The sequence below is a fragment of the Lysobacter sp. GX 14042 genome, from assembly GCF_021390425.1.
Taxonomy (GTDB): domain Bacteria; phylum Pseudomonadota; class Gammaproteobacteria; order Xanthomonadales; family Xanthomonadaceae; genus Novilysobacter.
In genome coordinates, this window is the sequence record NZ_JAJUWY010000008.1 from 68,865 (window position 1) to 94,175 (window position 25,311).

Annotated in this window: 21 protein-coding genes, 1 tRNA gene and 1 pseudogene; 4 read left to right on the top strand and 19 right to left on the bottom strand. The window is 71.2% G+C overall.

All coding sequences use genetic code 11. The features are described 5' to 3' along the window. Positions 1–2,244 carry a DNA topoisomerase IV subunit A gene (parC, locus tag LY625_RS11270; RefSeq protein ID WP_233740309.1) on the bottom strand — a complete coding sequence of 748 codons (2,244 nt, stop codon included), beginning with the start codon at positions 2,242–2,244 and terminating at the stop codon, positions 1–3. Between the two features lie 24 nt (positions 2,245–2,268). Then, positions 2,269–2,652 carry a nucleoside diphosphate kinase regulator gene (gene rnk / locus LY625_RS11275; RefSeq protein ID WP_233740310.1) on the bottom strand — a complete coding sequence of 128 codons (384 nt, stop codon included), beginning with the start codon at positions 2,650–2,652 and terminating at the stop codon, positions 2,269–2,271. Positions 2,653–2,866: 214 nt separating this feature from the next. On the opposite strand from rnk, the gene LY625_RS11280 reads away from it, so the two are divergent. From LY625_RS11280 to LY625_RS11295, 4 genes and pseudogenes are all read left to right on the top strand, one after another. Beyond that, positions 2,867–2,953, top strand: a tRNA-Leu gene (locus LY625_RS11280). A 193-nt stretch (positions 2,954–3,146) separates the two neighbouring features. Beyond that, positions 3,147–5,390: pseudogene (rnr, locus tag LY625_RS11285) on the top strand (ribonuclease R); the annotation flags it as partial. Positions 5,391–5,445: 55 nt separating this feature from the next. Next, positions 5,446–6,204 carry a 23S rRNA (guanosine(2251)-2'-O)-methyltransferase RlmB gene (gene rlmB, locus LY625_RS11290; protein ID WP_233740311.1) on the top strand — a complete coding sequence of 253 codons (759 nt, stop codon included), beginning with the start codon at positions 5,446–5,448 and terminating at the stop codon, positions 6,202–6,204. A gap of 21 nt (positions 6,205–6,225) precedes the next feature. Next, the gene (locus LY625_RS11295; RefSeq protein ID WP_233740312.1) at positions 6,226–9,276 is read left to right on the top strand and encodes a ligand-binding sensor domain-containing diguanylate cyclase; all 3,051 of its coding nucleotides are present in this window, start codon (positions 6,226–6,228) and stop codon (positions 9,274–9,276) included. Here LY625_RS11295 and rnt read toward each other — a convergent pair. The 17 genes from rnt to gspD form a co-directional block, all read right to left on the bottom strand. Continuing rightward, complete coding sequence (gene rnt, locus LY625_RS11300; RefSeq protein WP_233740313.1) at positions 9,236–9,901, bottom strand: ribonuclease T; 666 nt, start codon at positions 9,899–9,901, stop codon at positions 9,236–9,238. The genes LY625_RS11295 and rnt overlap by 41 nt on opposite strands. A gap of 180 nt (positions 9,902–10,081) precedes the next feature. Next, positions 10,082–10,786, bottom strand: coding sequence for a phosphate signaling complex protein PhoU (gene phoU, locus LY625_RS11305; RefSeq protein ID WP_233740314.1), 705 nt, complete (start codon positions 10,784–10,786; stop codon positions 10,082–10,084). Then, positions 10,786–11,568 carry a phosphate ABC transporter ATP-binding protein PstB gene (gene pstB, locus LY625_RS11310; RefSeq protein ID WP_233740315.1) on the bottom strand — a complete coding sequence of 261 codons (783 nt, stop codon included), beginning with the start codon at positions 11,566–11,568 and terminating at the stop codon, positions 10,786–10,788. Before pstB ends, phoU begins: the two co-directional genes overlap by 1 nt. A gap of 31 nt (positions 11,569–11,599) precedes the next feature. Next, on the bottom strand, positions 11,600–12,475 hold the full coding sequence (gene pstA, locus LY625_RS11315; protein ID WP_233740316.1) for a phosphate ABC transporter permease PstA: 876 nt from the start codon (positions 12,473–12,475) through the stop codon (positions 11,600–11,602). Continuing rightward, entirely contained in the window at positions 12,475–13,431 is a 957-nt protein-coding gene (gene pstC, locus LY625_RS11320; RefSeq protein ID WP_233740317.1) for a phosphate ABC transporter permease subunit PstC, read from the bottom strand. Before pstC ends, pstA begins: the two co-directional genes overlap by 1 nt. 173 nt (positions 13,432–13,604) lie before the next feature. Then, entirely contained in the window at positions 13,605–14,678 is a 1,074-nt protein-coding gene (gene pstS / locus LY625_RS11325) for a phosphate ABC transporter substrate-binding protein PstS (protein WP_233740318.1), read from the bottom strand. A 208-nt stretch (positions 14,679–14,886) separates the two neighbouring features. Beyond that, positions 14,887–16,020 (bottom strand): porin, encoded by a 1,134-nt coding sequence (locus tag LY625_RS11330; protein ID WP_233740319.1) that lies wholly within the window; start codon positions 16,018–16,020, stop codon positions 14,887–14,889. A gap of 103 nt (positions 16,021–16,123) precedes the next feature. Continuing rightward, positions 16,124–16,615, bottom strand: coding sequence for a type II secretion system protein GspM (gene gspM / locus LY625_RS11335; protein WP_233740320.1), 492 nt, complete (start codon positions 16,613–16,615; stop codon positions 16,124–16,126). Continuing rightward, positions 16,612–17,769 (bottom strand): type II secretion system protein GspL, encoded by a 1,158-nt coding sequence (gspL, locus tag LY625_RS11340; protein WP_233740321.1) that lies wholly within the window; start codon positions 17,767–17,769, stop codon positions 16,612–16,614. Before gspL ends, gspM begins: the two co-directional genes overlap by 4 nt. Further along, positions 17,751–18,722, bottom strand: a complete 972-nt coding sequence (gene gspK, locus LY625_RS11345) for a type II secretion system minor pseudopilin GspK (protein WP_233740322.1) — start codon at positions 18,720–18,722, stop codon at positions 17,751–17,753. Before gspK ends, gspL begins: the two co-directional genes overlap by 19 nt. Further along, on the bottom strand, positions 18,719–19,336 hold the full coding sequence (gspJ, locus tag LY625_RS11350) for a type II secretion system minor pseudopilin GspJ (protein ID WP_343223486.1): 618 nt from the start codon (positions 19,334–19,336) through the stop codon (positions 18,719–18,721). Before gspJ ends, gspK begins: the two co-directional genes overlap by 4 nt. After that, positions 19,333–19,689: a type II secretion system minor pseudopilin GspI gene (gene gspI, locus LY625_RS11355; protein ID WP_233740323.1), complete on the bottom strand. Its 357-nt coding sequence runs from the start codon at positions 19,687–19,689 to the stop codon at positions 19,333–19,335. The genes gspJ and gspI overlap by 4 nt, the downstream gene beginning before the upstream one ends. Beyond that, positions 19,689–20,138 carry a GspH/FimT family pseudopilin gene (locus LY625_RS11360; protein ID WP_233740324.1) on the bottom strand — a complete coding sequence of 150 codons (450 nt, stop codon included), beginning with the start codon at positions 20,136–20,138 and terminating at the stop codon, positions 19,689–19,691. The genes gspI and LY625_RS11360 overlap by 1 nt, the downstream gene beginning before the upstream one ends. Continuing rightward, complete coding sequence (gspG, locus tag LY625_RS11365; protein ID WP_233740325.1) at positions 20,138–20,599, bottom strand: type II secretion system major pseudopilin GspG; 462 nt, start codon at positions 20,597–20,599, stop codon at positions 20,138–20,140. Before gspG ends, LY625_RS11360 begins: the two co-directional genes overlap by 1 nt. A gap of 9 nt (positions 20,600–20,608) precedes the next feature. Then, complete coding sequence (gene gspF / locus LY625_RS11370; protein WP_233740326.1) at positions 20,609–21,808, bottom strand: type II secretion system inner membrane protein GspF; 1,200 nt, start codon at positions 21,806–21,808, stop codon at positions 20,609–20,611. Then, positions 21,801–23,297 (bottom strand): type II secretion system ATPase GspE, encoded by a 1,497-nt coding sequence (gene gspE, locus LY625_RS11375; protein ID WP_233740327.1) that lies wholly within the window; start codon positions 23,295–23,297, stop codon positions 21,801–21,803. Before gspE ends, gspF begins: the two co-directional genes overlap by 8 nt. Further along, positions 23,294–25,249: a type II secretion system secretin GspD gene (gene gspD / locus LY625_RS11380; RefSeq protein WP_233740351.1), complete on the bottom strand. Its 1,956-nt coding sequence runs from the start codon at positions 25,247–25,249 to the stop codon at positions 23,294–23,296. Before gspD ends, gspE begins: the two co-directional genes overlap by 4 nt. Between the last annotated feature and the right edge of the window lie 62 nt (positions 25,250–25,311).

Below are 25,311 nucleotides of genomic sequence, written 5' to 3' on the forward strand. Positions count from 1 at the left end.
TCAGCCGACCGCCAACCCTTCCACCTTCTGCCACCCCCGCGGCAACAACCCGCCGCGGCTGGCCCGGGCGCCCAGGTAGTTCTCCAGGTCCTTCCAGGCCAAGGTCATGGTCCGCGCGCCGGACATGACCTGCAGGCTCGCGCCTTCCGGCACCACCGCCACGGCGACCACCCGTTCGGTCCCCAGCCTGGCCTTGGGGATGTTGATCAGCTTGTTGCCCTTGCCCTTGTCCAGTTCCGGCAGTTCGCTGACCGGGAAGGCCAGCAGGTGGCCGGCGGTGGTGGCGACCACGACGCGGTCGCCCTCCACCGAGGCCACCGGCACCGGCTGCAGCACCGCCGCCCCCGGGGTCAGGGTCAGCATCGCCTTGCCGGCCTTGTTGCGGCTGGTGAGGTTGGCGAAGCGGGTCACGAAGCCGTAGCCGTGGCTGGAGGCGAGCACGAAACGGTCGGCGTCGGTGCCGCTGGCCAGGGCCTCGAAGGAGGCGCCGGCGGCCGGCGAGAAGCGCCCGGTCAGCGGTTCGCCGTTGCCGCGGGCGCCGGGCAGCCCGTGGACCAGGGTCGAGTAGCTGCGCCCGGTGGAGTCCAGGAACGCCACCTGCTGGTTGCTGCGGGCCGGGCCGGCGGCCAGCAGCGCATCGCCCTCGCGATAGTTGAGCGAGGCCGCGTCCACGTCGTGCCCCTTGGCCGCGCGCACCCAGCCCTTGCGGCTGAGGATCACGGTCATCGGCTCGCTCGGGGTCAGCTCGGTTTCCGAAAGCGCCTGCGCGGCGCCGCGGGCGACCAGCGGCGAGCGGCGGGCGTCGCCGAACTTCTTCGCATCGGCCAGCAGTTCTTCCTTGATCAGCCGCTTGAGCTTCGCCTTGCTGCCCAGGGTGGCGGTGAGGGTCTCGCGTTCGGACTCCAGCTCGGCCTGTTCGCCGCGGATCTTCATTTCCTCCAGCCGTGCCAGCTGGCGCAGGCGGGTCTCGAGGATGTAGTCGGTCTGTTCCCCGCTCAGGGCGAAACGCTCCATCAGCACCGGACGCGGCTCGTCCTCGCTGCGGATGATGCGGATCACCTCGTCGAGGTTGAGGAAGGCGACCAGCAGGCCTTCCAGCAGGTGCAGCCGGCGCTCGACCTTTTCCAGGCGGTGGGTCAGGCGGCGGGTGACGGTGTCGGCGCGGAACTGCAGCCATTCGCCCAGGAAGGCGCGCAGGCCCTTGACCTGCGGCCGGCCATCCAGGCCGATCACGTTGAGGTTGACCCGGTAGCTGCGCTCCAGGTCGGTGGTCGCCAGCAGGTGGCCCATCAGCTGCTCGGCATCGACCCGGCTGGAGCGCGGCACCAGCACGATCCGGGTCGGGTTGGCATGGTCGGACTCGTCGCGGATGTCCTCCAGCCACGGCAGCTTCTTGGCCCGCATCTGGGCGGCGACCTGCTCGATCACCTTGCCCGGCGAGACCTGGTGGGGCAGGGCGCCGACCACGATGTTCTGGCCGTCGCGTTCCCAGGTGGCGCGGGCGCGCACGCTGCCGTGGCCGGTCTCGTACATGCGCAGCAGGTCGGCGGCCGGGGTGATGATCTCCGCCTCGGTCGGGTAGTCCGGGCCGCGCACGTGCTCGCACAGGTCGGCGGTGGTCGCCTCCGGGTCGTCGAGCAGCCGCACGCAGGCGCTGACCACCTCCGACAGGTTGTGCGGCGGGACATCGGTGGCCATGCCCACTGCGATCCCGGTGGTGCCGTTGAGCAGCAGGTGCGGCAGCCGCGCCGGCATCCACGAGGGCTCCTCCAGGGTGCCGTCGAAGTTCGGCACCCAGTCCACCGTCCCGTGTGCCAGCTCGCCCAGCAGCACCTCGGAGATCGGCGCCAGGCGCGACTCGGTGTAGCGCATCGCCGCGAACGACTTGGGATCGTCGGAGGAGCCGAAGTTGCCCTGGCCCTCGATCAGCGGATAGCGGTACGAGAACGGCTGGGCCATGAGCACCATCGCCTCGTAGCAGGCGCTGTCGCCGTGCGGGTGGTACTTGCCGATCACGTCGCCGATGGTGCGCGCGGACTTTTTCGGCTTGGCGCCCGCGCCCAGGCCCAGCTCGGTCATCGAGTAGATGATCCGGCGCTGCACCGGCTTGAGCCCGTCGCCGATGAACGGCAGGGCGCGGTCCAGCACCACGTACATCGAATAATCAAGGTAGGCGCGTTCGGCGTACTCGCGCAGCGGGATCTGCTCGAAGCCGTGGAAGTCGGAGCGTACGGACTCGGTCATGCGGAAACGGGTACCTGGAGGTGGTTACTTGATGGAAAGGACGCGCAGGGTCAGCCGGCGGGCGCCGGGTGCCGGCCACTCGATGCGGTCACCCACGTGCAGTCCCAGCAGCGCGCTGCCCACCGGGGCCAGGATCGAGACCTTGCCGCTGCTGCCATCCATCTCGTGCGGATAGACCAGGGTGATCTCGTGCTCTGCGCCGTTGGCCTCGTCGACGAAGCGCGCGGTGGAATTCATGGTGATCACGTCGCCGGGCATGTCGCCGGGCTCGAGCACTTCGGCGCGGGCCAGCTCGTCGCGCAGCGCATCGACGTCCAGGCCCGGCGGCAGCCGCTTTTCCAGCAGCGCCTCCAGGCGCTCGCAATCGATGCGGGAGATCACCAGCGGCGGGCGGGGCGGGGTGTTCATGCAGGGGGCTCCGGCCGCGCTCGGGCGGCCACGAAGGCTGGGAACGACGCGGGCGACGCACGTGTACGTCGCCCGCGGGCAGGAATATCGCCATCCGACGTTAGCGGGCAAACCGCCGGCCGGCAATACGGATGGATGTACACGCAATGTGTTGACAAGCACGGCCGCACGCCGCATCATGCGCGGCCTCGCACCGCTGCATGGCGGCTGCAGGGCCCAGGTGGCGGAATTGGTAGACGCACTAGCTTCAGGTGCTAGCGGGGGCAACTCCGTGGAGGTTCGAGTCCTCTCCTGGGCACCAGACATTGTCCGACGACTACCATGTCGGACGCACAAGACCCCGCTCCGGCGGGGTTTTTTGTTGCCCGGGTCCCGGGCCGGGCCACGGTCCGTTGACGGATGCGCTGTACCATCCGCGCATGACAAAGACCCGTAACAAGCGCGGAGCCGGTGCCGGCACGCCACGCACGAAGACCGGCGGCAAGGCCGCCGCCGATCCCCACGCCGCCCGCGAGGCCGCCCGCTACGAGAACCCGATCGCCAGCCGCGAGCTGATCCTGCAGACGCTCGCCGATTCCGACGGTCCGATGGACCCCGATGCGCTGGCCGCGCAACTGGGCCTGGCCGATGGCGAGCGCTTCAATGCCCTCGGCGCACGCCTGCGGGCCATGCTCCGCGACGGCCAGCTGCACCAGAACCGCCGCGGCGGGCTGGTGCCGGCGCGCCGGGTCGACCTGATCTCCGGCAGCGTGATCGCCAACCCCGACGGCTTCGGCTTCCTGCGCCCCGACGACGGCCCCGGCGGCGACGACCTGTTCCTGCCGCCGTTCGAGATGCGCAAGGTGATGCACGGCGACCGCGTGCTCGCCCACGTCACCGGCGTGGACCGGCGCGGCCGCCGCGAGGGTGCGATCGTCGAGGTGCTCGAGCGGCGCCTGAGCCGGATGATCGGCCGCTTCGTGCTCGAGGACGGGGTGAGCTACGTCGAGCCCGACGATGCCCGCATCCAGCGCAACATCCTGATCCCGCCCGAGCACCGCGGCGAGGCCCGCGACGGCCAGCTGGTGGTCTGCGAGATCACCCGCGCGCCCGAACCGCGCCGTGCCCCGCTGGGCCGGATCCTGACCGTGCTGGGCGACCGGCTGACCGCCTCGCTGGCGGTGCAGGCGGCGATCCATGGCCACGACATCCCGCACGAGTTCCCGCAGCCGGTGCTCGACGAGGCCACCGCGCTGCCGCACCGGGTCGAGGAGGCGGAGATCGCCGGCCGCGTGGACATCCGCGACCTGCCGCTGGTGACCATCGACGGCGAGGACGCCAAGGACTTCGACGACGCGGTGTACTGCGAGACCAACCGCGACGGCTTCCGCCTGGTGGTCGCGATCGCCGATGTCTCCCATTACGTGTGCCCCGGGCACCCGCTGGACGAGGAGGCGCAGAAGCGCGCGACCTCGGTGTACTTCCCCGGTTTCGTGGTTCCGATGCTGCCCGAGACCCTGTCCAACGGGATCTGCTCGCTCAAGCCGAAGGTCGACCGGCTGTGCTTCGTCTGCGACATGCAGGTCGACCGCCAGGGCCGGGTGACCGGCTCGAGGTTCTACGAGGCGGTAATGCACTCGCACGCGCGGCTGACCTACACCCAGGTCTGGAACGCGGTCGGCGGCGACGTCACCGACGAGCAGCGCGGTGAGGCGCTGGAAATGATCGGGCCGGTGTTGCCGCAGGTCCAGCGGCTGCACCAGCTCTACCAGGTGCTGCGCAAGGCGCGCGAGAAGCGCGGCGCGATCGAGTTCGAATCCAGCGAGGTCCGCTTCGTCCTCGGCAGCAAGGGCGAGGTCACCCAGGCCGGGATGATCGTGCGCAACGACGCCCACAAGCTGATCGAGGAGTGCATGATCGCGGCCAACGTGGAGGCGGCGAAATACCTGATCGAGAAGGAAGTCCCGGCGCCGTTCCGCATCCACGACCGCCCGCCGGAGCAGAAGTACGCGGACCTGCTGGAGTTCCTCAAGGAGTTCAAGCTGCGCATGCCGCCTTGGGCCAAGGTGCAGCCGCGCGACTACACCCAGCTGCTGCGCGGGATCCGCGAGCGCGCCGATTCCACCCTGATCGAGTCGGTGATGCTGCGCAGCCAGTCACTGGCGGTCTACCAGCCCGAGAATGTCGGCCACTTCGGCCTGGCGCTGGAAGCCTACGCGCACTTCACCTCGCCGATCCGCCGCTACGCCGACCTGCTGGTGCACCGGGCGATCAAGCACGCGCTCACCGGCAAGCGCCCGGAGAAGTTCCGCTACTCGCCCAGCGACATGGCCCAACTCGCGCTGCAGTGTTCCGAGCGCGCGCGCCGTGCCGAGGACGCCGAGCGCGAGGTCGACGACCGCTACCGCGCCGCCTGGATGGAGCAGCATGTCGGTGGCGAGTTCGATGGCGTGATCAGCGGGGTGACCAGCTTCGGCCTGTTCGTCGAGCTCGACGGCTCCAAGGTCAACGGCCTGGTCCACGTCACCCAGTTGCCGCACGACTACTACTCGTTCGATCCGATCCGCAAGACGCTGAGCGGGGAACGCCACGGGCGCCAGTACCGCCTTGGCGACCGGGTGTCGATCATCGTCCTCAAGGCCAGCGTCGAGGAGCGCAAGATCGACTTCCGCCTGGTCCGCGAGGACGAAGGCGCGACGGCCCCCAAGGCCCCACCCGAGCGCGGCAAGCCGGCCAAACGCCCCAAACAGGAATATTGACCACGTAGGGTGCGACAGCCGCCACCGGCGGCTGTCGCACCCTACAATTCCCCCCATGAGCACGAAACAATGGATCGCCGGCATCAATGCCGTGGCCTCCGCGGTCGAGCACGACGCCGGCAACGTGCGCGAGGTGCTGCTCGAGGCGGGCGCGAAGAACCCGCGGCTGGCGGAGATCGAGGCCCAGGCGCTGCGCCGTGACATCGACGTGCGCCGGGTGGCGAAACAGGCGATCGAGGGCGTTGCCGGCAACCTGCGCCACCAGGGCGTGGTGGCCCGTTACGCCGCGGCCCCGACCTGGAACGAGAACGAACTGGAGGGCCTGGTCGCCGCCGCTGAAGGCCGCGCGCTGGTGCTGCTGCTGGACGGCGTCCAGGACCCGCACAACCTCGGCGCCTGCCTGCGCAGCGCCGCCGCCGCCGGGGTGACCGCGGTGGTGATCCCGAAGGACAAGTCGGTCCAGGTCAACGCCACCGTGCGCAAGACCTCCGCCGGCGCCGCCGACCGGATCGCCGTGGTGCCGGTGACCAACCTCTCGCGCACGATGCGCGACCTGCAGAAGATGGGCGTGTGGCTGTACGGCCTGGCCGGCGATGCCGGCGACCCGCTCTATGGCCTGGACCTGCGCGGCAACGTCGGACTGGTCCTGGGGGGCGAGGGCGAAGGCCTGCGCCGGCTGACCCGGGAGAACTGCGACGGCCTGGCGTCGATCCCGATGCCGGGCGCCGGCGACGGCGCGGTCGAGAGCCTCAACGTCTCGGTGGCCGCCGGCGTGGTGCTGTTCGAGGCCGTACGGCAACGTTTCCAGGCCTGACCACCCGCCCCACCCACGCCCATGAGCCGCCGTTCCGAAGTCCTGCCCGGTCCGGCGCGGTACGCCCCTGGCCGGCTCGCGTGCTGGGTGCTGGGCCTGGTCCTGCTGCTGGCGCAGGTCGCGCCGGCCATCGCCGCGACCGCTGCGACCGCCGCGCCGCTGCCGCTGCGCGACTACCTGGTCGACCGCTGGACCTCACGCGAGGGCCTGCCGCACAACTCGCTGCGTGACCTCGCCCAGACCCCGGACGGGTATCTGTGGTTCGCCACCTGGGAAGGGCTGGTGCGCTATGACGGGCTGGAGTTCACCGTCTACGGCCGCGGCAGCGGCGATCCGGCACTGCCCGACAACGGCGTGGGCGCACTGTACGTGGACCCCTCGGGCGCGCTGTGGACCAGCGATTCGCGCGGCAACCTCGGGCGCCGCGCGGCGGACGGGCAGTGGCGGTTCTGGACCAGCGAAGGCCGCTGGCCGAAGGTGCTGGTCCATGCCATGACCATGGATGCCGAAGGCCGGCTGTGGCTGCTGTTCGAAGGGCACGGCCTGGGATGCCTGGCGCAGGACGGGAGCTTCGAGTACTTCCCGCCGCCTCCGGGAGTTCCGCTCCAGGCGAGCTTCCCGCGGATGGCGTTCGATGGCGACGGCCGGCTGTGGATCGGCGGGCTGGACGGGCTGATGGTGCGCGAGCCCTCCGGGGCGATCGTCCGGGCGCCGGCCGGGTTCGGGATGGACGAGGGGCTGGCCTGGCCGTACCGGGCGCCGGACGGGGCGCTCTGGCTGGTGGCCGGCGACGGCATCCACCTGCTGCAGGACGGCCGCCGGCGGCGCATGCACCGGGTTTCCGGGCACGGCATGCTGACCGCGTTGTTGCAGGACCGGCAGGGCAACCTGTGGGTGGGCAGCGAGAGCCGCGGGCTGCTCCGGCTGGGGCCGCGCGGCGCGGAGAGCCCGCCGGCCGACCAGGCCCGGCCGCCGGGCCGGATCGTCTCGTTGCTGGAGGACACCGAAGGCAGCATCTGGGCAGGCGCGAACGGCGGCCTGTTCCGCTACCGGGAGACCCTGTTCACGCGGGTGACCCGCCGCGACGGATTGGCCGCCGACTACGTGCGCGCGCTACTGGAGGACAGCGGCGGCTCGCTGTGGATGGGCAGCACCGGCGGGCTCGACCGGATGGACGCCGCGGGGCGGATCGCGCAGGTTCCGCTGCAGCCGGGCGTACAGCCCTCGGTGCTGAGCCTTGCCGAAGCGGCGGACGGCCGGCTGTGGGTCGGGACCTACGCCGGGCGCGTGTTCGAACTGCGCGACGGACAGGTCGTCCGCCGCTACGGCGCGGACGGGGACGCACTTCCCGGACATGTGCGGGCGCTGGCACCCGACGGCCGGGGCGGGGTCTGGGCGGCGACGCTGCACGGGCCGGTACGCCTGGTGGACGGGCGGCTGGAGTGGCCACGGGTACCCGGCCTGCCGGACGGCCTGGTGACCGCACTGCAGGTCATCGACGGGGCGCTGTGGATCGGTTCGGTGGAGGGCGCGAGCGTGCTGCGCGACGGCACGGTGCGGACTCTGGACCTGGAGCATTCCGGCGGCGCCCGCACCGTCTTCGGCTTCCGCCAGGTCGGCGACGCGGTGTGGATCAGCACCGACCGCGGCCTGTACCGGGTGCGCGGGGAGGAGGTCCGGCGCGTTGGGCTCGAACACGGCCTGCCGGTGGACACGGTCTTCCAGCTGGTGCCGGACCGGCTGGGCAACGCCTGGATCAGCAGCAACCGCGGCGTGCTGCGGGTCGCCATGGCGGCGCTCGACCAGGTCGCCGACGGCACGCTCGAACGGGTGCAGCCGGAGCGCCACGACGAATCCGACGGCATGAGCAGCGCACAGGGCAACGGCAGCTCGGCGCCCTCGGCGATCCTCCGGCACGACGGCTCGGTCTGGGTCGCGACCGCGGGCGGCGTGAGTGCGGTCGATCCGCAGCGCTGGGCCGGCTTCGCCCATCGGCAGCCGCCCCGGCCGGTCATCGACGCGGTGCTGCTGGACGGCGAGCGGCACCCGTGGCGCGATGGCGAGCGGCTGGAGGGTGGCAGCCGGCTGTCGGTGTCCTACGTGGGCCTGAGCTTCCTCGCCTCGGACCGGATCCGCTACCGCACCCGGCTGGATGGCCTGGACGATCGCTGGATCGAGCACGGCCGCCAGCGCAGCGTGGACTTCATCGGCCTGCCGCCGGGCACCTACGTACTGCGGGTGGCGGCGGCGCACCCGGGGGGCGACTGGAGCAGGGAGGCCACCTGGCGCTTCAGCATCGAGCCGCTCTGGTGGCAGCGCACCTGGGTGCGGCTGCTGGGCGGCGCCGCGGCGCTGGTCCTGCTGGCGGGGCTGTCCAGGCTGCGGATCCGGCGGCTGCGGCGCGCCAACCTGCGCCTGGCGCGGCAGGTCGAGCGGCGGACCGAGGCACTCACCGCGCAGACCGAACAGCTGCTGGCGGCCGACGCGGAAAAGAACGCGCTGCTCCAGCAGTTGCGCGAGCAGTCCGAGGCCTTCGAGCGCCAGGCGCGCGAGGACGCGCTTACCGGCCTGGGCAATCGCCGCTGCTTCGACGAGTTCCTGCAGCGCGAGTTCGCGCGCGCACGCCGGGGCGGTTCCGCGCTGTCGCTGCTGTTGCTGGACATCGACCACTTCAAGTCGATCAACGACGCCCACACCCACGCCGCGGGCGATGCGGTGCTGCGCGAGATGGGGCAGCTGCTGGCGGGCAACACCCGCGCTTGCGACCTGGCGGCGCGCATCGGGGGCGAGGAGTTCGCCCTGGCGCTGGTGGACGCCGCCGGGAGCGACGCGGCCGCGCTGTATGCACGCCTGCGCGACCGGCTGGCGGCGCGTCGCGACTGGGGCGGGATCGCCGGACTGCAGGTCACCGTGAGCGCCGGCTCGGCGGTGCTGCACCCCGGGGATGCGACCCCGGCACACCTGCAGCGGCGCGCCGACGAGGCGCTTTACCTGGCCAAGAGTGGCGGGCGCGACCGGCTGTGCGAGGGGGTCACCGGGCCGGGGCGGCAGGGGGAGCCGGCCAGGCGTTGACGATCCGGCAGAACAGCTCGGCGGTGCGTTCGGTGTCGTAGACCGCCGAGTGTGCTTCGTTGGGGTCCCACTCGAACCCGGCTGCCTGCACCGCCCGCGCCAGCACCGTCTGGCCGTAGGCCACGCCGGCCAGGGTCACCGTGTCGAACACGCTGAAGGGATGGAACGGGCTGCGCTTGTGCGCCGTCCTGGCGATCGCCGCGTTGAGGAAGTTCAGGTCGAAATGCGCGTTGTGCCCGACCAGGATCGCCCGCTGGCACCCGTGCTTGCGGCAGGCCGCGCGCACCGGCGCGAACACATGGTCCAGTGCCGCCTTCTCCGGCTTGGCGAAGCGGAACGGGTGATCCAGGATGATCCCGGTGATCTCCAGCGACTTGGGATCGATCTCCAGGCCCGGCGCCGGCTCCAGGTGGGCGCTGGTGGTCTCGCCGGGAACCAGCAGGCCGTTCCCGTCCAGGTCCAGCGGCAGCACCGCGATCTCCAGCAGCGCGTGCCGGTTCCAGTCGAATCCCCCGGTTTCCACGTCCACCACCACCGGCAGGTACCCGCGGAAGCGGGTCGCCAGCGGGGAGGCGACGGCGGGCTGTTCCTGCGGCGTCGGCGGGGTGGGGGCGGGGGTTTCCATGGGCCGGAAAGACTACAGGAAGCGAGAAACGAGTGAAGAGGAACGAGGAACGAGTAAAGGCAAGGGCGGGTTCCGGCATTCGTCCGGTCCTACGGGCTGCCATCATCCGCGAAAGGCGGGGACGTCCATGGGTTCCCGCATTCGCGGGAACGACGGGTGTGCCTTCACTCGTTCCTCGCCCTACGGCGCGAGCGAAGGGCTGTCGTCCCGTTTCTCCCGCGGCGGCAGGTCGTCCTCGCCGCTGACCAGGTACATGACGTTCTCCGCCACGCTGGTGGCGTGATCGCCGATGCGCTCGATGTTCTTGGCCATGAACATCAGGTGGGTGGCGGACGTGGCGATGCGCGGCTCGTGCTCGATGGCCTCCACCAGTTCGCGGTACAGGGTGCTGTAGGCGGCGTCGATCCGGGCGTCGGCCTCGCGCACGCGCCGGGCGGCGCCGGTGTCGGCATCGCGGTAGGCGGCGATGGCGTGGCGGGTCAGCGCCGCCGCTTCGGTGCCCAGGGCGCACAAGGCCTCGACCTGCGGCAGCGGCGGGGCCAGCGCCAGGGCGGCGGAGCGCTTGGCGATGTTGGCGGCGTAGTCGCCGATGCGTTCGATGGCCGCGGCGATCCGCAGGGCCGCCAGGATCACCCGCAGGTCGCGGGCCAGTGGCCCGCGCAGGGCGAGGCGGACCACGTCCTGGCTGACCTCCTGCTCGAGTGCGTCGATGGCGTCGTCGTTGGCCACCACGCGCGCGGCGGTGCGGTCATCGCGCCGGGCCACCACGTCCAGCGCGGCCTCCAGTTGCGCGGCGGCCATTTCGCCCATGCGGACGATCTCGGCGGTGAGCCTGCGCTGCTCGTCGTCGAAGCCGGTGACGATGTGCTCGTGCGGGGTCGTCATCAGCCGAACCTCCCGGTGATGTAGTCCTCGGTCTGCTGCACCGAAGGGTTGGAGAAGATGGTTTCGGTCACGCCGTGCTCGACCAGGTCGCCCAGGTACATGAAGGCGGTGTAGTCCGAAACCCGGGCTGCCTGCTGCATGTTGTGGGTCACGATGACGATCGTGTACTCGTCCTTCAGGCCGGCGACAAGCTGCTCGATGCGGCTGGTGGAGATCGGGTCCAGGGCCGAGGTCGGTTCGTCCAGCAGCAGCACCTGTGGCCGCAGGGCGACCGCCCGGGCGATGCACAGCCGTTGCTGCTGGCCACCGGACAGGCCCAGTGCGCTCTGGCCGAGCTTGTCCTTGACCTCGTCCCACAGCGCGCCCTGGCGCAGGGCCTGCTCGACGCGGTCGTTCATTTCCGCCTTCGAGAGCTTCTCGTGGTGCCGGATCGCGTAGGCGATGTTCTCGTAGATGGTCATCGGGAACGGCACCGGCTTCTGGAACACCATGCCGACCTTGCTGCGCAGCCGGTTGAGCGCGTAGCCGGGGTCCAGGATGTCCTCGCCGTCCAGCAGCACCTTCCCGCTGGCGCGCAGGCCCGGGTACAGCGCGTAGATGCGGTTGAACACCCGCAGCAGGGTCGACTTGCCACAGCCCGACGGACCGATCAGCGCGGTCACCCGCTTCTCCGGGATCTCCAGGTCGATGCCCTTGAGCGCGTGGAAGTCGTTGTAGTGGAAGTCCAGTCCGCTGGCGGCGATCTTGACCGGCAGCGATGCGAAATCGGGTGTGTTGTCCATGGCGGGTGCCCGGGAGTCGTGAAGGGGGGCGTCAGTCATGGCTGACCCGGTGGCGGTTGACGATGAAGCGGGCGGACAGGCTGGTCAGCAGGACGAAGAAGGTCAGCACCAGGGCGCCGGCCCAGGCCAGGTCCTGCCAGCTGGTGTAGGGGCTGCCGGCGTACTGGTACATGACGACCGGCACGCTGGCCATCGGACCGGTGACATCGGTGCTCCAGTACTGGTTGCCGAAAGCGGTGAACAGCAGCGGCGCGGTCTCGCCGCTGATCCGGGCCAGCGCCAGCAGCACGCCGGTGACGATGCCGGGCAGGGCCGAGCGGTAGAGCACCTGGACGGTGACCTTCCACTGCGGCACGCCCAGCGACAGCGCCGCCTCGCGCATCTGCGCCGGCACCAGCCGCAGCATCTCGTCGGTGGTGCGCAGCACCACTGGAAGCACGATGAAGGCCAGCGACACCGCACCGGCCACCGCGGAAAAGCTGCCGCCGGCCTGCATCACGATCAACGTGTACACGAACAGGCCGAGCACGATCGACGGCGCCGACAGCAGGATGTCGTTGACGAAGCGCACCGAGGTGCCCAGCCGGGTGTTGCGGCCGTACTCGGCCAGCCAGGTGCCGGCGGCGATGCCCAGCGGGGTACCGATGCCGATCGCCATCAGGCACATCACCGCGCTGCCGAAGAAGGCGTTGCGCAGGCCGCCTTCGACCATCGGCGGCGGGGTGTCGTGGGTGAACAGCATGGGACTGATCGCACCGATGCCGCGGGAGACCAGGGTCCACAGGATCCAGCCCAGGAACACCAGGCCGAACACCGCCGCGGCGCAGGACAGCACCAGCGCCAGGACGTTCTTGAGCTTGCGCCGGCGGTACAGCCCCTCGGCGACGTCACGGCTCGCGGTGGCCATCAGTTGCCCTCCCTGCGCTTGAGCCGGGCGAGCATGAAGCGGGCGGCCGCCAGCACCAGGAAGGTGACGATGAACAGCACGAAGCCCAGCAACAGCAGCGCCGAACGGTAGGTCTCGGTCGCCTCGCCGAAGTCATTGGCGATCAGCGCGGCGATGGTGGTCGACGGCTCCAGCAGCGAGGCGGTGAAGCGGGTCGAGTTGCCGATCACGAAGGCCACCGCCATGGTCTCGCCCAGCGCCCGTCCCAGGCCCAGGAACACGCCGCCGATCACCGCCGAGCGGGTGTAGGGCAGCACGATGTCCCAGCTGACCTCCCAGCGGGTGGAGCCCAGCGCGTAGGCCGACTCCTTCAGCCGGGTCGGGACGGTCAGGAACACCTCGCGCATGGTCGCGGCGATGAAGGGCACGACCATGATCGCCAGCACGATCCCGGCGGTGAGCATGCCGATGCCGATCGGCGGACCCTGGAACATCGGCCCGATCAGCGGCAGCGTGCCCAGGTGCTCGTTGGCCCAGGGGGTGACGTGCCTCGTCATCACCGGCACGAGCACGAACAGGCCCCACATGCCGTAGATGATCGAGGGGATGCCCGCCAGCAGCTCGATGGCGGTGCCGACCGGGGTGCGCAGCCAGCGCGGCGCCACCTCGGTGAGGAAGAAGGCGATGCCGTAGCTGACCGGCACCGCGATGATCATCGCGATGATCGCGGTGACGAGGGTGCCGTAGATCGGCACCAGCGCCCCGTAGCGGTTTTCCACCGGGTTCCAGTCCGCGCTGAAGAAGAAGTCCAGGCCGGTGAGCTGCAGCGCCTGGCGCCCGCCCCACAGCATCGACAGCATCGCCCCGGCCAGCGCCAGCAGCACGAAGATGACGGTGCCGATGAGGAAGTACCGGAACATCCGGTCGTTCCGTGCATCGGCGCGGTCACGTGGAGCGGGAAGATGGACGACGCTCATCTCAAATCACCGTAGGGCGCAATGGCCGCAAAGCGGCGTATTGCGCCGGATTGGCGACCGTTCCAGGTCCCGGGGTACAAGCGGGGCGGCGGTCGGTTGCGGGTTGGGTCTGTCGCGGCTGTGGCGATCCGGCGCAATACGCCGGCCGGTGGCCGGCTATTGCGCCTTGCGGGTCATTCCGCGGTCGCGAGCTCGGCGTCCCAGTAACCCTTGATCTGTGCGACCAGCTCGGTGGGCAGCGGCACGTAATGCAGCTCCTCGGCCTGGCCTTGGCCGTTGTCCAAAGCCCACTCGAAGAACGCCATCGCATCGGCGGTACGCTTGGGATCGGTCGGCTGCTTGTGCACCAGGATGAAGTTGGCGGCGGTGATCGGCCAGGCATCGGCGCCCGGGGCATTGGTGATCACCAGATTGAAGTCCTCGGAGTTGGCCCAGTCGGCGGTCGCGGCGGCAGCCTGGAAGGACTCCAGGCTCGGCAGCACGTAGTTGCCGGCGGCGTTCTCGAGGCTGGCGTAGGCCATGTCGTTCTGGATCGCGTAGGCCAGCTCGACGTAGCCGATCGCGCCGTCGATCTGCTGCACGTACGACGCCACGCCCTCGTTGCCCTTGCCACCGACGCCGTCCACCCACTGGATCTGCTTGCCCTGGCCGATGCGGTCACTCCAGGACAGGCTGACCTTGCTCAGGTAGTTGGTGAAGTTGAAGGTGGTGCCCGAGCCGTCGGAGCGGTGCACCAGGTTGATCTTGGTGTCCGGCAGCGACAGGTCCGGGTTGAGCGCGGCGATCGCCGGGTCGTTCCACCGGGTGATGTCGGTCAGGTAGATGTTGGCCAGCACCTCGCCGTTGAGGCGGATCTCGCCGCCGCCAACGCCTTCGAGGTTGACCACCGGCACCACGCCGCCGATCGCCGACGGGAACTGGATGAGGCCGGCTTCCGCGAGCTCTTCGCTGGACAGCGGCTCGTCGGAGGAACCGAAGTCCACCGTGCCGGCCTTGATCTGGGCGATGCCGCCGCCGGAGCCGATCGACTGGTAATTGACCATGTTGCCGGTGGCGGCGTTGTAGTCCGCCGACCACTTGGAGATCAGCGGGAAGATGAAGGTCGCACCGGCGCCGGTGATCTGCGCGGTGACCTTGTCGCCGGTGGCGGCGTTGTCGTTGCCTGGCTGGTTGCCGCCCGAGCACGCGGCCAGGCCGAGCGCCAGGGACAGGGAAAGAACGGCGATGCGGATCGGCGTCTTGTTCATCGGGGTGCTCCGGGAAGGAAAGGGCGGCCATGGCCGGCCGCGTCAATGAAATGATGTTTTTGTTACGCGCTCATGACACGCACGAAAAAAGAGCGCGCCCCTGCGGGCGCGCCGAACGTGGGATATGGAGAGATGCGCTGCATGCGCGGGACTTATTGAAGCGGAGGGACATGACAGGCGGGTTGCTGCGCGGTGACGCCGGCACTGCTTACCAGTGCATCTGGGCGCGGACGGCGACCACGGACGGGTCGTCGGGGATACCCGCGCGCTCGCTGTCGATGCTCGACCAGTTCAGTGCCAGCTTGAAGTTCTGCCGCCAGTACCAGTTCACGCCCAGGGTGGCCGCGTCCATCCGGCCGCCGTCGACGCCCGTATCGTCCAGGTCGACGCGGTCCAGGCGCAGGCCGAGCTGCCACATGCCGCGCGCCGGATCGGCCGGCGACGCGGTGCCCGGGACTCCGTTGCGATAGGACCAGCCTTCGCCACTGAGGTTGTAGAGCGCGCTCAGGTAGCCGCCGTCGGCCTGGTAGTCGGCGCCGGCCATGCGGTCCACCCGCGACTGCAGGTACTCGCCCTGCAGCTTGAGCGGGCCACGGGTCCAGAACGCCTCCACGCCGGTGGTGCCCACCCGGTCGGCGTCATGGAACGACCCGGTGTCGACCAGCCGGTCGCCGGCCATGTCGGCTTGCGGGCGCACCCGCAGCCGCCACTGGTCGGCGTCGGTGTCGTGGTTGAGGTAGGACAGGCCAAGGTGGAGCACCTGGCCGTTGGTGTTGATCGGCGCCCAGGTGCCGCGGATCGCGTGGCCGGCACCATGCGCGCCGCCGGAGGTCAGGTGGCGGCCGAAGGCGCTGGCGGTGACCGACCAGTCGTTGCCGGCGTAACCGTAGCTCGCCCCAAGCCGGCGGCTGAGCGCGAAGGCGTTGGTGGCCGCGGCCTTGGAGATGAAGTCGTTGTTCTTCGCCGATGACAGTTCTTCCAGCCCGCTGGGCTGCTTGAACTGTCCGACGCGCAGCTGGTGGCCGCCGCCCAGGTCGAAGCCGGCATTCACGTCCAGCCAGCTTTCCGCCTCGACGTCATAGCCCACGACCCAGTCCAGGCCGTTCGAGCCCTTGCCCTTGAGCACCAGCTCGGCGCGGCGGATGCCGTGGTCGCTGTCATGGCCGTCCCCCGGATCGCCGTCCAGCAGTGCGCGGTCGGTGTCGTACCAGTAATGGTCGGATTGCAGCAGGCCCTCGAAGCTGACCTGCGAGCCGGCGAACTCGCCGAGCTCAAAGCCGTGGGCAGCAGGGGCGGCTGCGATCAGCAGGGCGACGGCGAGGAGCGAGGGGGTGCTTTTCACGACAGGCGTATGTCTTTGGCGTGGCAATGCGCGCACGGTAAAGCCGCCATATTTCAATGGCATGACATTACTGCGCCGTGATGACCCCCGGGTTTCGCTACGGTTACGGATCGATGGCAGTCTCCGGTCCGGTGAACGCCAGCTCCGCGTGCAGGCTACCGTTGCGCTCGCCGACTTCCATCGCGGTCGGGGCCACGCCGTATTGTCGCGACAGGGCGTCCAGCCAGCCGATCAGGACCGGTGCGGCGACCGCATCGATGCCGACCGTCAGCCGGTCACCGTCGCGGCGCTGGCTCGACACGGCGACCCCGGCACCCCCGGCGGTGCGTGCCAGCAGGGCATCGAACGGTGTCCCCGGATCATGTTGCGGACGGGCCGCCGCGAAGGCCGCCAGCTCTGCCCGCGCCGCCCGTACCTCGGCCAGCAGGGCGGTGGCTGCGGCGTGGCGGCCGGCGGCGTCATCGGCCAGCCTGCCCAAGGGCGCGAGGACCGCGAACCAGCCGACGAATGCGGAGACCGCAAGGAACATCACCGAGAGCATCAGCCGCTCGCGGGGCGCGCGGGCCCGCCACCACTCCTGTGGCCGCCCGCTCATGGCGCCGGCTCCAGGCTGACCCGGGTGTGCGCGATGCCGGACTGCAGCGAGGTCTCGTGCTCTGCCAGCTGGAAGCCGGCGGCCGGCAGGGCGGCGGCGAGCGGCTGCAGGCTGGTGCCACCGGCGTGCTCCACGGTCGCCGACAGCAGGCCGTCGTGCCAGGACAGTGCGTCGAGCGAGGTCGCTGGTGACTGTTCGATGGCGGACAGGAGGGCGGCCATGGCGTTGCCGAAGTCGGTGGTCGTGCGGGTCGCCGCGAGGTGGGTGCGCAGGGTGGTTATCGCGTTGTCGGGGGTAGGAAGCGCGTTGGCGGCTTCGTGGGCGGCCTGGCGCTCCAGGCGCGCGGCTTGCCAGTGGTGGGCCGCGGCCAGAAGGGCAGGGGACAGCAGGGCCAATGCCAGCGTGGCCACCGCCAGTCGCCGGGTTCGGCGCCAGTTGGGAGTGCCGCCGGCGGCCGGGTTGCGCAGGGCGTAACGGCCCTGGCGCAGGTTTACCGGTGGATTCGCCGTAGCGGCGGCCATCGCTGCGCCCGGATCGGCGAGCGGCACCTGCTGGTATGCAGCCAGCAACTGCGCGGCCAGTGCGGGTTCGGCGGCGAATGCCACGCCGTCGCCGCGCACCAGCCAATGGTCCTGGTCCTGGTCCTGTTTCTGTTCCTGTCCCCGGACCACCGTGACCTCAGGGGCGTCGCGACCGGCCGGCAACGGCAGGAGCAACGGCGCGGGAACCAGGCAATCCGGCTGGAGGCCAAGGAGCCGGGCCTGCTCCAGCCAGTCGTCCATCCGGGGCGGGTCCACGGCGACGACAAGCCAACGGTCCCTGCCGTCCGCGGCAACCGCGACATGCAGCCCTTCCGGATCCACCGCCAACTGCCCCGCGAGCAGGGCGCGGGCGGCGGCGGCGGCCTGCACCGTGGTGTGGGCGCGCAGCTCCAGCCAGCGGACGGTGCAGTCCACGCCGGGAACCGCCAGCACCACCTGGCGCCGTCGGGCGTCCTGGTTGCCGCGTGGGACGGGGGGCTCCGGGGGCGGGCCCTCGCCGTGTTCGAAGCCGCCGCCGGGCGCGGTCCGCCACCAGGCGACCCGGTCGCCGGCCACGGTGGGCAGCTTCACCAGCAGGCAGTCGTGCTCCACGCTCACTCCTCGTGCGTCCATCGTCGTGCCACCAGGCGGGCGGTGCCGCCCTGGTCTTCCAGCAGGGCGGTCATCACCAGCTGGGCGCCGGCATGCTCGACCTCCACGTTCAGGCCGTACCAGCTCGTGTGCAGGGAAATCCGGTCGCGCACGGCGTCCGGCAGTGCAAGACGTGCCAGCGCCGGGCGGGTCCAGAAGGCTTCGCGATCCTGCCAGCCGCCCGCCGGGGGTTGGCGCAGCAGCTCCCGCGCCGCGGCCAGCGGCAGGGCGCCCCCGGTGAGCGCCACCAGCACCGGTGCATCGTGTTCGATCAGGGTGTCGGCGTTGAGCCGGGCAGGCGCGGCCACTGGCAGCGCACACACGTATGGGCGCAGGCGCTGGTAGGCGGTCGGGTCGAAGCCGGTGATGGCGCGCAGTTCCGAAGGCTCGGCCAGCAGGTGGCCGGCGGTCCGGTAACCGGGCCGGCGCAGGGTATAGGCGATGTCCTCGGCACCGGCGGGCGAGGCGACGGGGTCGCTGTCGATCCAGTCCACCAGGGCATCACCGAGGGCGCCGGCGCGGGCCGGGCCGAAACCCAGTGTTTCCAGCAGCACGGTGAACTCGGCCGCACCGGCCGCGCTGCGGCGCCACTGTTCAGGCGCGCCTTCCACCACGCTGTTGAGGTTGAAGCAGTTGCCCGCGTCGTGGATCCGGACCCGTACCGCCCCGGCCTCCAGCGGGAACACCAGTGGCTGGCCCAGGTACTGCCCCGCGCCGCCGGGGACGTCGGCGAGCCGGGCGGTGGCAATCCGGCCACGGGCCAGCGTCTCGGCCGACAGCGCATGCCAGCGCGCCTGCTCCATCGCCCGCGTGTTGCCGCTGCGACGCACGCCGAAGCGGATGTCGTCGAGCAGCACCACCAGCAGCGCGCTCATCACCGCGGCCAGCAGCAGCACGGTGAGCAGCGCGACCCCGTCCTGGCGCCGGCGGTTCATGCCGCTTCCCCGGTCACCAGGAACAACTGCTCCAGCCGGCCAAGGTCCTCCAGCTGCAGCACCAGCCGGACCGCGGTGGGAAGCTCGGCCACGCCGCCGGCCCAGCCGTGGTTCCACTCGCCACGGTGGTGGTATTCGATGCTCGCGTCGGTGATGCCGGTGAGTACCGGGCGCGGGTCGCCGGTCACTGCGCCATCCAGCGCGGACCGTGTCGCGCGTTCCAGCCGGCCGTCGACCAGCCGGTACTCCACGTACTGCAGCGAGGCACGTGCGGACGCGTCGGGGTTGCCCCAGCCGCGGCGGACGAACGCCATCAGCGGCTGCGGACCGCTGCCTGCGCCGGAGCGGTGGGTCGCGCCGAGGAAGGCGTCGCGCGCCGGCGTGCCGTCACGGCTGCGCACCCGGCGTGGTGCCAGCTGCGACAGGTCGCCCTGCAACAGTACCCGCGCCCGCTGGAGCTCGGCCAGGCGGGCACTGTGCTCCGCCACGACTTCCCGGCTGTCTGCGGTCCATGCCAGCACCGTGGTGGCGGCCACTCCCAAAAGGGCGAACACCACCAGCGCGACCAGCATCTCCACCAGGGTGAAGCCGCAGTGGGCGGCTGGCCGGCTCACCGCGCGTCCCGGAGCAGCTCGGCCCCGGCCAGCACCTGGGGCGAGCCGGCACGTCGCACCCGCAGTTCCACGCGCACGAACGCGCCCGTGTCCGCGGGCTCGACCTCGCGCTGCCACGCCCATTCGCGTCCCGCCAGGGCCGTGCTGCCATCGCCCGCGCGCAGGTCGGCAGCCGGTGCCAGCGTGGCGGCGACCGCAAGGTTCCCGGCGACCACGTCGGCCAGCCACTGCTCTTCAAGCAGCGCCGCGGTGCGCGTGGCCTGGCCGGCCAGGTGCAGCAGGGCCAGCACCAGCAGCGCGAACACCGCCAGTGCCACCAGCAGCTCCAGCAGCGTGAACCCGGCCGCGCGCATCACTCGACGTGGACCTCGCCGTCCGGATCGACCGCCACCCGCAGGCGCCGGGCGCCGTCGGACAGGGCCAGGCTGCCGGCGCCGCCGGCCCCGCCCTGGAGGTCGAAGATGAAGCTCAGCGGTTCGTCGGAAACCAGTTCCGGCCGGGTCCCGTCGGCCCAGGGCACCGGGTCGAACGGACCTTCGACCAGTGGCTCCCATTGGCCAAGGTGCTGCCGCTCGAAGCGGTAGCCGGCCTGGTCGACCACCACCCGGACCGCGCGCATGCCGATGATCGCCTCGTCGCGCGCGTGGTCCAGCCGCGTGGCGAAACGGTCGACCTCGCGCGGCAGGGCGCGGGAGGCCGGCAGGGTGAGCACCACCGTGGCGGCAAGCAGGGCGATCAGGAATGTGGTGACCATCATTTCGACCAGGGTGAATCCGGAATGGGGGGCCGGACGCCGCGCCATCAGTTCCAGTTGCCGATGTCGATGCCGTCGGCCTCGCCGCCCTCGGCACCGTCGGCGGCGAACGAGAACACCTCGAACGGCAGTCCGTCGCGCCCGGGGCGGCGGTACTGGTAGGAGTTCCCCCACGGATCGTCCGGCAGCCGGCGGACGTAGCCGCCGGTACGGTAGCGCTCCGGCCGCGCCAGGCCGGACGGCGCCTGGCGCAATGCCGCCAGGCCCTGTTCGGTGGTCGGGTAGGTGAGGTTCTCCAGCCGGTAGGTCTCCACGGCCTGTTCCAGCACCGAGATGTCGGCGCGGGCCTTCTCGGCCATGGCGCGGTCCTGGCTGGGCATGACGTTGATCGCGATCACCGTGGCCAGCAGGCCGATGATCACCACGACCACCATCAGTTCGACCAGGGTGAAGCCGGCGGTGCGCCGGGGCAGGGAGCAGCTAAGGGAGCGGAAGCGGGGAGCGTGCATGGCGATACCTCAACCAAGGACCAGGGTGTTGAACTGCAGGATCGGGAGCAGGATCGAGAGCACGATCACCGCCACCACGCCGCCCAGCACGACGATGATCGCCGGCTCCAGCAGGCTCATCGCCGCGCGGGTGAAGGTGTGGAACTCGCGCTCCAGGTAGTCGGCGGCGCGCTCGAGCATCGGACCCGGGCGACCGGTGTCCTCGCCGCTGGCGGCCATGTACAGCAGGGTCGGCGGAAACACCCCGGCACGGCGCATCGCCGCCGACAGGCTGCCGCCCTCGCGGACCGCCCCGGCCATCGACTCGGTGGCCAGGCGCAGGCGGCGGTTGCCGACCGTGCGGGCGGTGATTGCCAGGCCCTCCATCACCGGCAGGCCACTTTCGAGCATGATCGCCAGGGTTCGCGCCATGCGGGCGGCGTGGGTCTCGCGCAGCAACCGGCCCAGCAGTGGCAAGCGCAGCAGCGCGGTGTCGAAGCGCAGCCGCGGGCCGGGCTGTCGCAGCACCCGTGCGGCGGCCACGCCGGCGAGCACCAGAAGGCCGAGCAGCGGTAACCCCCAGGTGCCGATCAGCTCCGACAGGGCGACCACGAAGCGGGTCAGCCACGGCAGCTCGCGGCCCATCGAATCGAACTGCTCGACCACCCGTGGCACCACGAAGGCCATCAGCGCCAGCACCACGCCGACTGCGGTCAGTGCCAGCGCGGCCGGGTAGGCCAGCGCGGTGGTCAGCTGGCTGCGCACCTGCTGCTCGCGCTCGAGCAGGTCGGCCAGGCGCTCCAGGATCGCCGGCAGCGCGCCGGTGCCTTCGCCGGCGGCGACCATCGCCCGGTACAGCGCGGGGAACGAACGTGGCGTCCGGGCCATCGCCTCCGACAGGCGGAAGCCTTCCACCACGTGGGCATGCACCGCCAGCAGCGTCTCGCGTATCGCCCGCTTGCCAGCCTGGCTGCCCACGGTATGCAGGGCCTCCTCCAAGGTCATGGAGGCGACCAGGCTGGCCAGCTGGCGGGTCACCAGCGACAGGTCGCCGGTGCCGATCCGCCCGGGCGGACGTGCCCCGCGCCGCGGCGTCGCCGGCTCGACCCGCAGCGGCACCAGCCGGCGGCGTTCCAGTGCCTGGCGTGCGGCGCCGGCGCCGTCGGCGGCGATCACCCCGACGACGGTGCGCCCGCGCGGGTCCAGGGCGGCGTAGTCGAAGTCAGCCATAGGCCGCCCCGGTGTCCACGGCCGTGGCGTCATTGCGGGTCACCCGCAGCACTTCCTCCACCGTGGTGTCACCACGCAGCACCGCGGCGCGGGCAGCGGCCGACAGCGGCTCGGCGTGGGCGAAGGCGAGCTCCGCCAGCGCGTCCTCGTCGGCGTTGCCGCCGATCAACCGGCGCAGCGGTTCGTCGACGCGCACCGCTTCGTACAGCCCGATCCGGCCGGCGTGGCCGGTGTGGTTGCACTGCGGGCAACCGGCGGCGCGATGGACCGGGCCGGCATCGGCGCCAAACAGCTGGCGGGCCAGCGCATCGGACTCATGCGGTTGGCGGCAGTGTGGGCACAGCCGGCGCACCAGCCGCTGCGCCAGCACCAGCCGCACCGTGCTGGCCAGCAGGAAGGGCTCGATGCCCATGTCGCGCAGCCGGGTGATCGCCCCGACCGCATCGTTGGTGTGCACGGTCGACAGCACCAGATGGCCGGTCAGCGCCGCCTGCACCGCAATCTGCGCGGTCTCGGCATCGCGGATCTCGCCGATCATCACCACGTCCGGGTCCTGGCGCAGGATCGCCCGCAGCCCGGCGGCGAAGGTCATGCCGACACGGGCGTTGACCTGGGTCTGGCCGATGCCCTCGATCGCGTACTCGACCGGGTCCTCGACCGTAAGGATGTTGCGGCTGCCGTCGTTGAGCAGCCCGAGTCCGGCATACAGCGTGGTGGTCTTGCCCGAGCCGGTCGGGCCGGTCACCAGGACGATGCCGTTGGGTACGCCCAGGGCGGCGCCGAAGGCCCCGCAGACCGCCGGCGGCATGCCCAGCCGGTCCAGGCCGAGGCTGCCCTGGTCCTTGTCCAGCAGCCGCAGCACCACCCGCTCGCCGCCGCGGGCGGGCAGGGTGGACACGCGCACGTCCAGGCTGCGGGTGCCCATGGCGACGGTGATGCGGCCGTCCTGCGGGATCCGCCGCTCGGCGATGTCCAGCCGAGCCATCACCTTTACCCGGGAGACCAGCAGCGGGGCGATGCGCGCCGGCAGCGTGGCCACTTCATGCATCACTCCGTCCACCCGCAGGCGCACTCCGAGGCGCGACTCGAAGGGTTCGATGTGGATGTCGGAGGCGCCGCGGCGCACGCCCTCGGCGATGATCCCGTTGATCAGCCGGATCACCGGGGCGTCATCGCTGGTATCCAGCAGGTCGGCGGCGGGCGGGATGTCGCCGGCCAGCCCGCCCAGGTCGATCGTGGCATCCAGCGCGTCGGAGTTCGCGGTGCCGGCCAGGTCCTGATCGGCGTACAGCTGCGACAGCCGGCGGTCGAAGCCGGCGCGGTCGAGGTCCTCGACGTCCAGCGGGCGGCCAACAGCGCGGCGCAGCTCCAGCAGCGCCTGCGGGTCGCCGCCCTCGCGCAGGCCGACCCGCGCCGGCTGCGTGGTGTCCGCGGGCAGCTCCAGCAGCAGTACCCCGTGGTTGCGGGCGAACGGGTAGGGCAGGTTCACGGCTCTGGTGCCACCGGCGGGGTGCTTTGCAGGTAGTCGCGCACCAGTGCGTCCAGCGCCGCCTCGCGCTGCCCCGGATCGTCGCCCAGCAGGCGCAGCTGCGCATCGCGCATGTAGTCGAAGCGCGGAGCGGTGGAGCGTTGCGCATCGGCGGCGTCGCGGATGACGGTCGGGCGCAGAAACACCATCAGGTTGGTGCGCTCGCTGGACGAGGCGTCGTTGCGGAACAGCCGGCCCAACCCCGGGATGTCGCCCAGCAGCGGCACCTTGTCGGTGGAACGGCGGTCCTGCTGGTCCAGCAGTCCGCCCAGCACCACGATCGCGCCGTCGTCGACCAGCACCCGGGTCTCGATCTCGCGCTTGTTGAGGATCAGCTCGCTGAAGTCGGCGGCGACGGGGCCGGCGACCGAGGACACCTCCTGGCGCAACTGCAGGGTGATGCCGCCGCCGGCATTGATCTGCGGGGTGACCTCCAGCTGGATGCCCACGTCCTGGCGGTCGATGGTGCGGAACGGATTGGAGTTGGAATCGCCCAGCACCTCGCCGGAGGTGACCGGGATCTCTTGGCCGACCAGGATCCGCGCCGACTCGTTGTCCAGGGTCAGGATCGACGGGGTCGACAGCAGGTGCGAGCCGTTGTCGCTGCGCACCGCGTTGAGGATCAGGCCAAACACCAGGTCGCCGCTGCGGCCGGCGATCCCCGCCAGCCCACCGGACAGGCCGAGCAGCGACTGCGCGGCGGCGTTGCGCGCCAGCCGCGCCAGCTCGGAGTCGTCGTCGCCGTCGACCAGCGCCGCGCCGGCCAGCTCGGTGATGCCGGGGCCGTCGCCACGGAACTGCGTGGCCATGAACGGAATGTCGCCGTCCTCGCCCGCGGCGGCGATCTGCACGCCCAGCTCGCGCGCGGCATCGTCGGAGATCTCGACCACGATCGCCTCCACCAGCACCTGCTCGCGGCGGGTGTCGAGCTGGGTGATGACATCGACCAGGGTGCGCTGGATGTCGGGGTCGGCGTTGATGATCAGCGCATTGCTTCCGGGGGCGCGGACGATCACCGGCTGGCGGCCGGTGCCGGCGCCGATCACCTGGGCGCCGTCGGCGGTCGCCGTCGCGGCGGGCTCGCTGCCGGTCGGGCCGGCCTGGCCGACCAGCTCCTGCAGTACTGGCAGCAGCTGCTCGGCGCTGGCGTGCTGCAGCTCGACCACCCGGACGTTGCCGCTGCGCTCGGCGCGGCGGTCGAGTTCCAGGATCATCTGCACCACGCGGCCGATCACCGCCGGATCGCCACGCACCACCACCGAGTTGCTGCCTTCCACCGGTAGGATCGACAGCACCTGGCCGGCCCCTTCGCCGCCGACGCCGAACAGGCCGCGCACCGTGGCGGCGACCTCGCGCGCGGAGCTGTTGCGCAGGGTCACGGTGTCGATGGTTGCCTGGTCGCTGTCGATCTGCGCCACCAGGCTGCGGATCCGGGCGATGTTGTCGCCGTAGTCGGCCACCAGCAGGCCGTTGCCCTGGGGCGAGGCGAGCACCACGCCGCCACGGCCGACCAGCGGCTTGAGGGTCTCGGCGGCGATGCGCGCATCGATCCGTGCCAGCGGGATGAAGGTGGTGGCGAAGCCTGACGCCCCACCGGCCGAGCGCGGGTGTTGTGCCCCGGTGTCATCGGGAACCACGCGCCAGGTCGCCGGACCGGCAGGTACCGCGATCAGCCCGTTGCTGCGCAGGATCGCCAGCAGCACGCCGAGCAGCTCCTGGCCGCTGGGCGGGTGGTCGCTGCTGTAGTCCACCGTGCCCTGCACCGAGGGATCGACGATGAAGGTGGTGCTGGTGGTGCGCGCGACGTCCTGGATGAAGGCGCGCAGGTCGGCGCCGCGCAGGTCCATTGCCGGCGCCGCGGCACCGGTGGCAGGCTCCTGGGCGAGTGGCGCAGCAGTCGGGGTCGCCGCCATGACGGCGACGAGCAGCGTGGCCAGCAGGCGCTTGCCGCGGGCGGACGGGCGTGGAGATTGGG

What these genes read in the sequence shown, in the direction of transcription:
- rnt (WP_233740313.1), bottom strand. Translation starts at nt 9,901, where the DNA reads ATGGAAACCCCCGCCCCCACCCCGCCGACGCCGCAGGAACAGCCCGCC.
- gspF (WP_233740326.1), bottom strand. Translation starts at nt 21,808, where the DNA reads ATGGCTGACTTCGACTACGCCGCCCTGGACCCGCGCGGGCGCACCGTC.
- pstA (WP_233740316.1), bottom strand. Translation starts at nt 12,475, where the DNA reads ATGGCCACCGCGAGCCGTGACGTCGCCGAGGGGCTGTACCGCCGGCGC.
- gspM (WP_233740320.1), bottom strand. Translation starts at nt 16,615, where the DNA reads ATGAGCGGGCGGCCACAGGAGTGGTGGCGGGCCCGCGCGCCCCGCGAG.
- rnk (WP_233740310.1), bottom strand. Translation starts at nt 2,652, where the DNA reads ATGAACACCCCGCCCCGCCCGCCGCTGGTGATCTCCCGCATCGATTGC.
- gspG (WP_233740325.1), bottom strand. Translation starts at nt 20,599, where the DNA reads ATGCACGCTCCCCGCTTCCGCTCCCTTAGCTGCTCCCTGCCCCGGCGC.
- gspL (WP_233740321.1), bottom strand. Translation starts at nt 17,769, where the DNA reads ATGGACGCACGAGGAGTGAGCGTGGAGCACGACTGCCTGCTGGTGAAG.
- gspD (WP_233740351.1), bottom strand. Translation starts at nt 25,249, where the DNA reads ATGGCGGCGACCCCGACTGCTGCGCCACTCGCCCAGGAGCCTGCCACC.
- pstS (WP_233740318.1), bottom strand. Translation starts at nt 14,678, where the DNA reads ATGAACAAGACGCCGATCCGCATCGCCGTTCTTTCCCTGTCCCTGGCG.
- gspI (WP_233740323.1), bottom strand. Translation starts at nt 19,689, where the DNA reads ATGCGCGCGGCCGGGTTCACGCTGCTGGAGCTGCTGGTGGCACTGGCG.
- LY625_RS11295 (WP_233740312.1), top strand. Translation starts at nt 6,226, where the DNA reads ATGAGCCGCCGTTCCGAAGTCCTGCCCGGTCCGGCGCGGTACGCCCCT.
- pstC (WP_233740317.1), bottom strand. Translation starts at nt 13,431, where the DNA reads ATGAGCGTCGTCCATCTTCCCGCTCCACGTGACCGCGCCGATGCACGG.
- LY625_RS11360 (WP_233740324.1), bottom strand. Translation starts at nt 20,138, where the DNA reads ATGGCGCGGCGTCCGGCCCCCCATTCCGGATTCACCCTGGTCGAAATG.
- rlmB (WP_233740311.1), top strand. Translation starts at nt 5,446, where the DNA reads ATGAGCACGAAACAATGGATCGCCGGCATCAATGCCGTGGCCTCCGCG.
- parC (WP_233740309.1), bottom strand. Translation starts at nt 2,244, where the DNA reads ATGACCGAGTCCGTACGCTCCGACTTCCACGGCTTCGAGCAGATCCCG.
- phoU (WP_233740314.1), bottom strand. Translation starts at nt 10,786, where the DNA reads ATGACGACCCCGCACGAGCACATCGTCACCGGCTTCGACGACGAGCAG.
- gspK (WP_233740322.1), bottom strand. Translation starts at nt 18,722, where the DNA reads ATGAACCGCCGGCGCCAGGACGGGGTCGCGCTGCTCACCGTGCTGCTG.
- pstB (WP_233740315.1), bottom strand. Translation starts at nt 11,568, where the DNA reads ATGGACAACACACCCGATTTCGCATCGCTGCCGGTCAAGATCGCCGCC.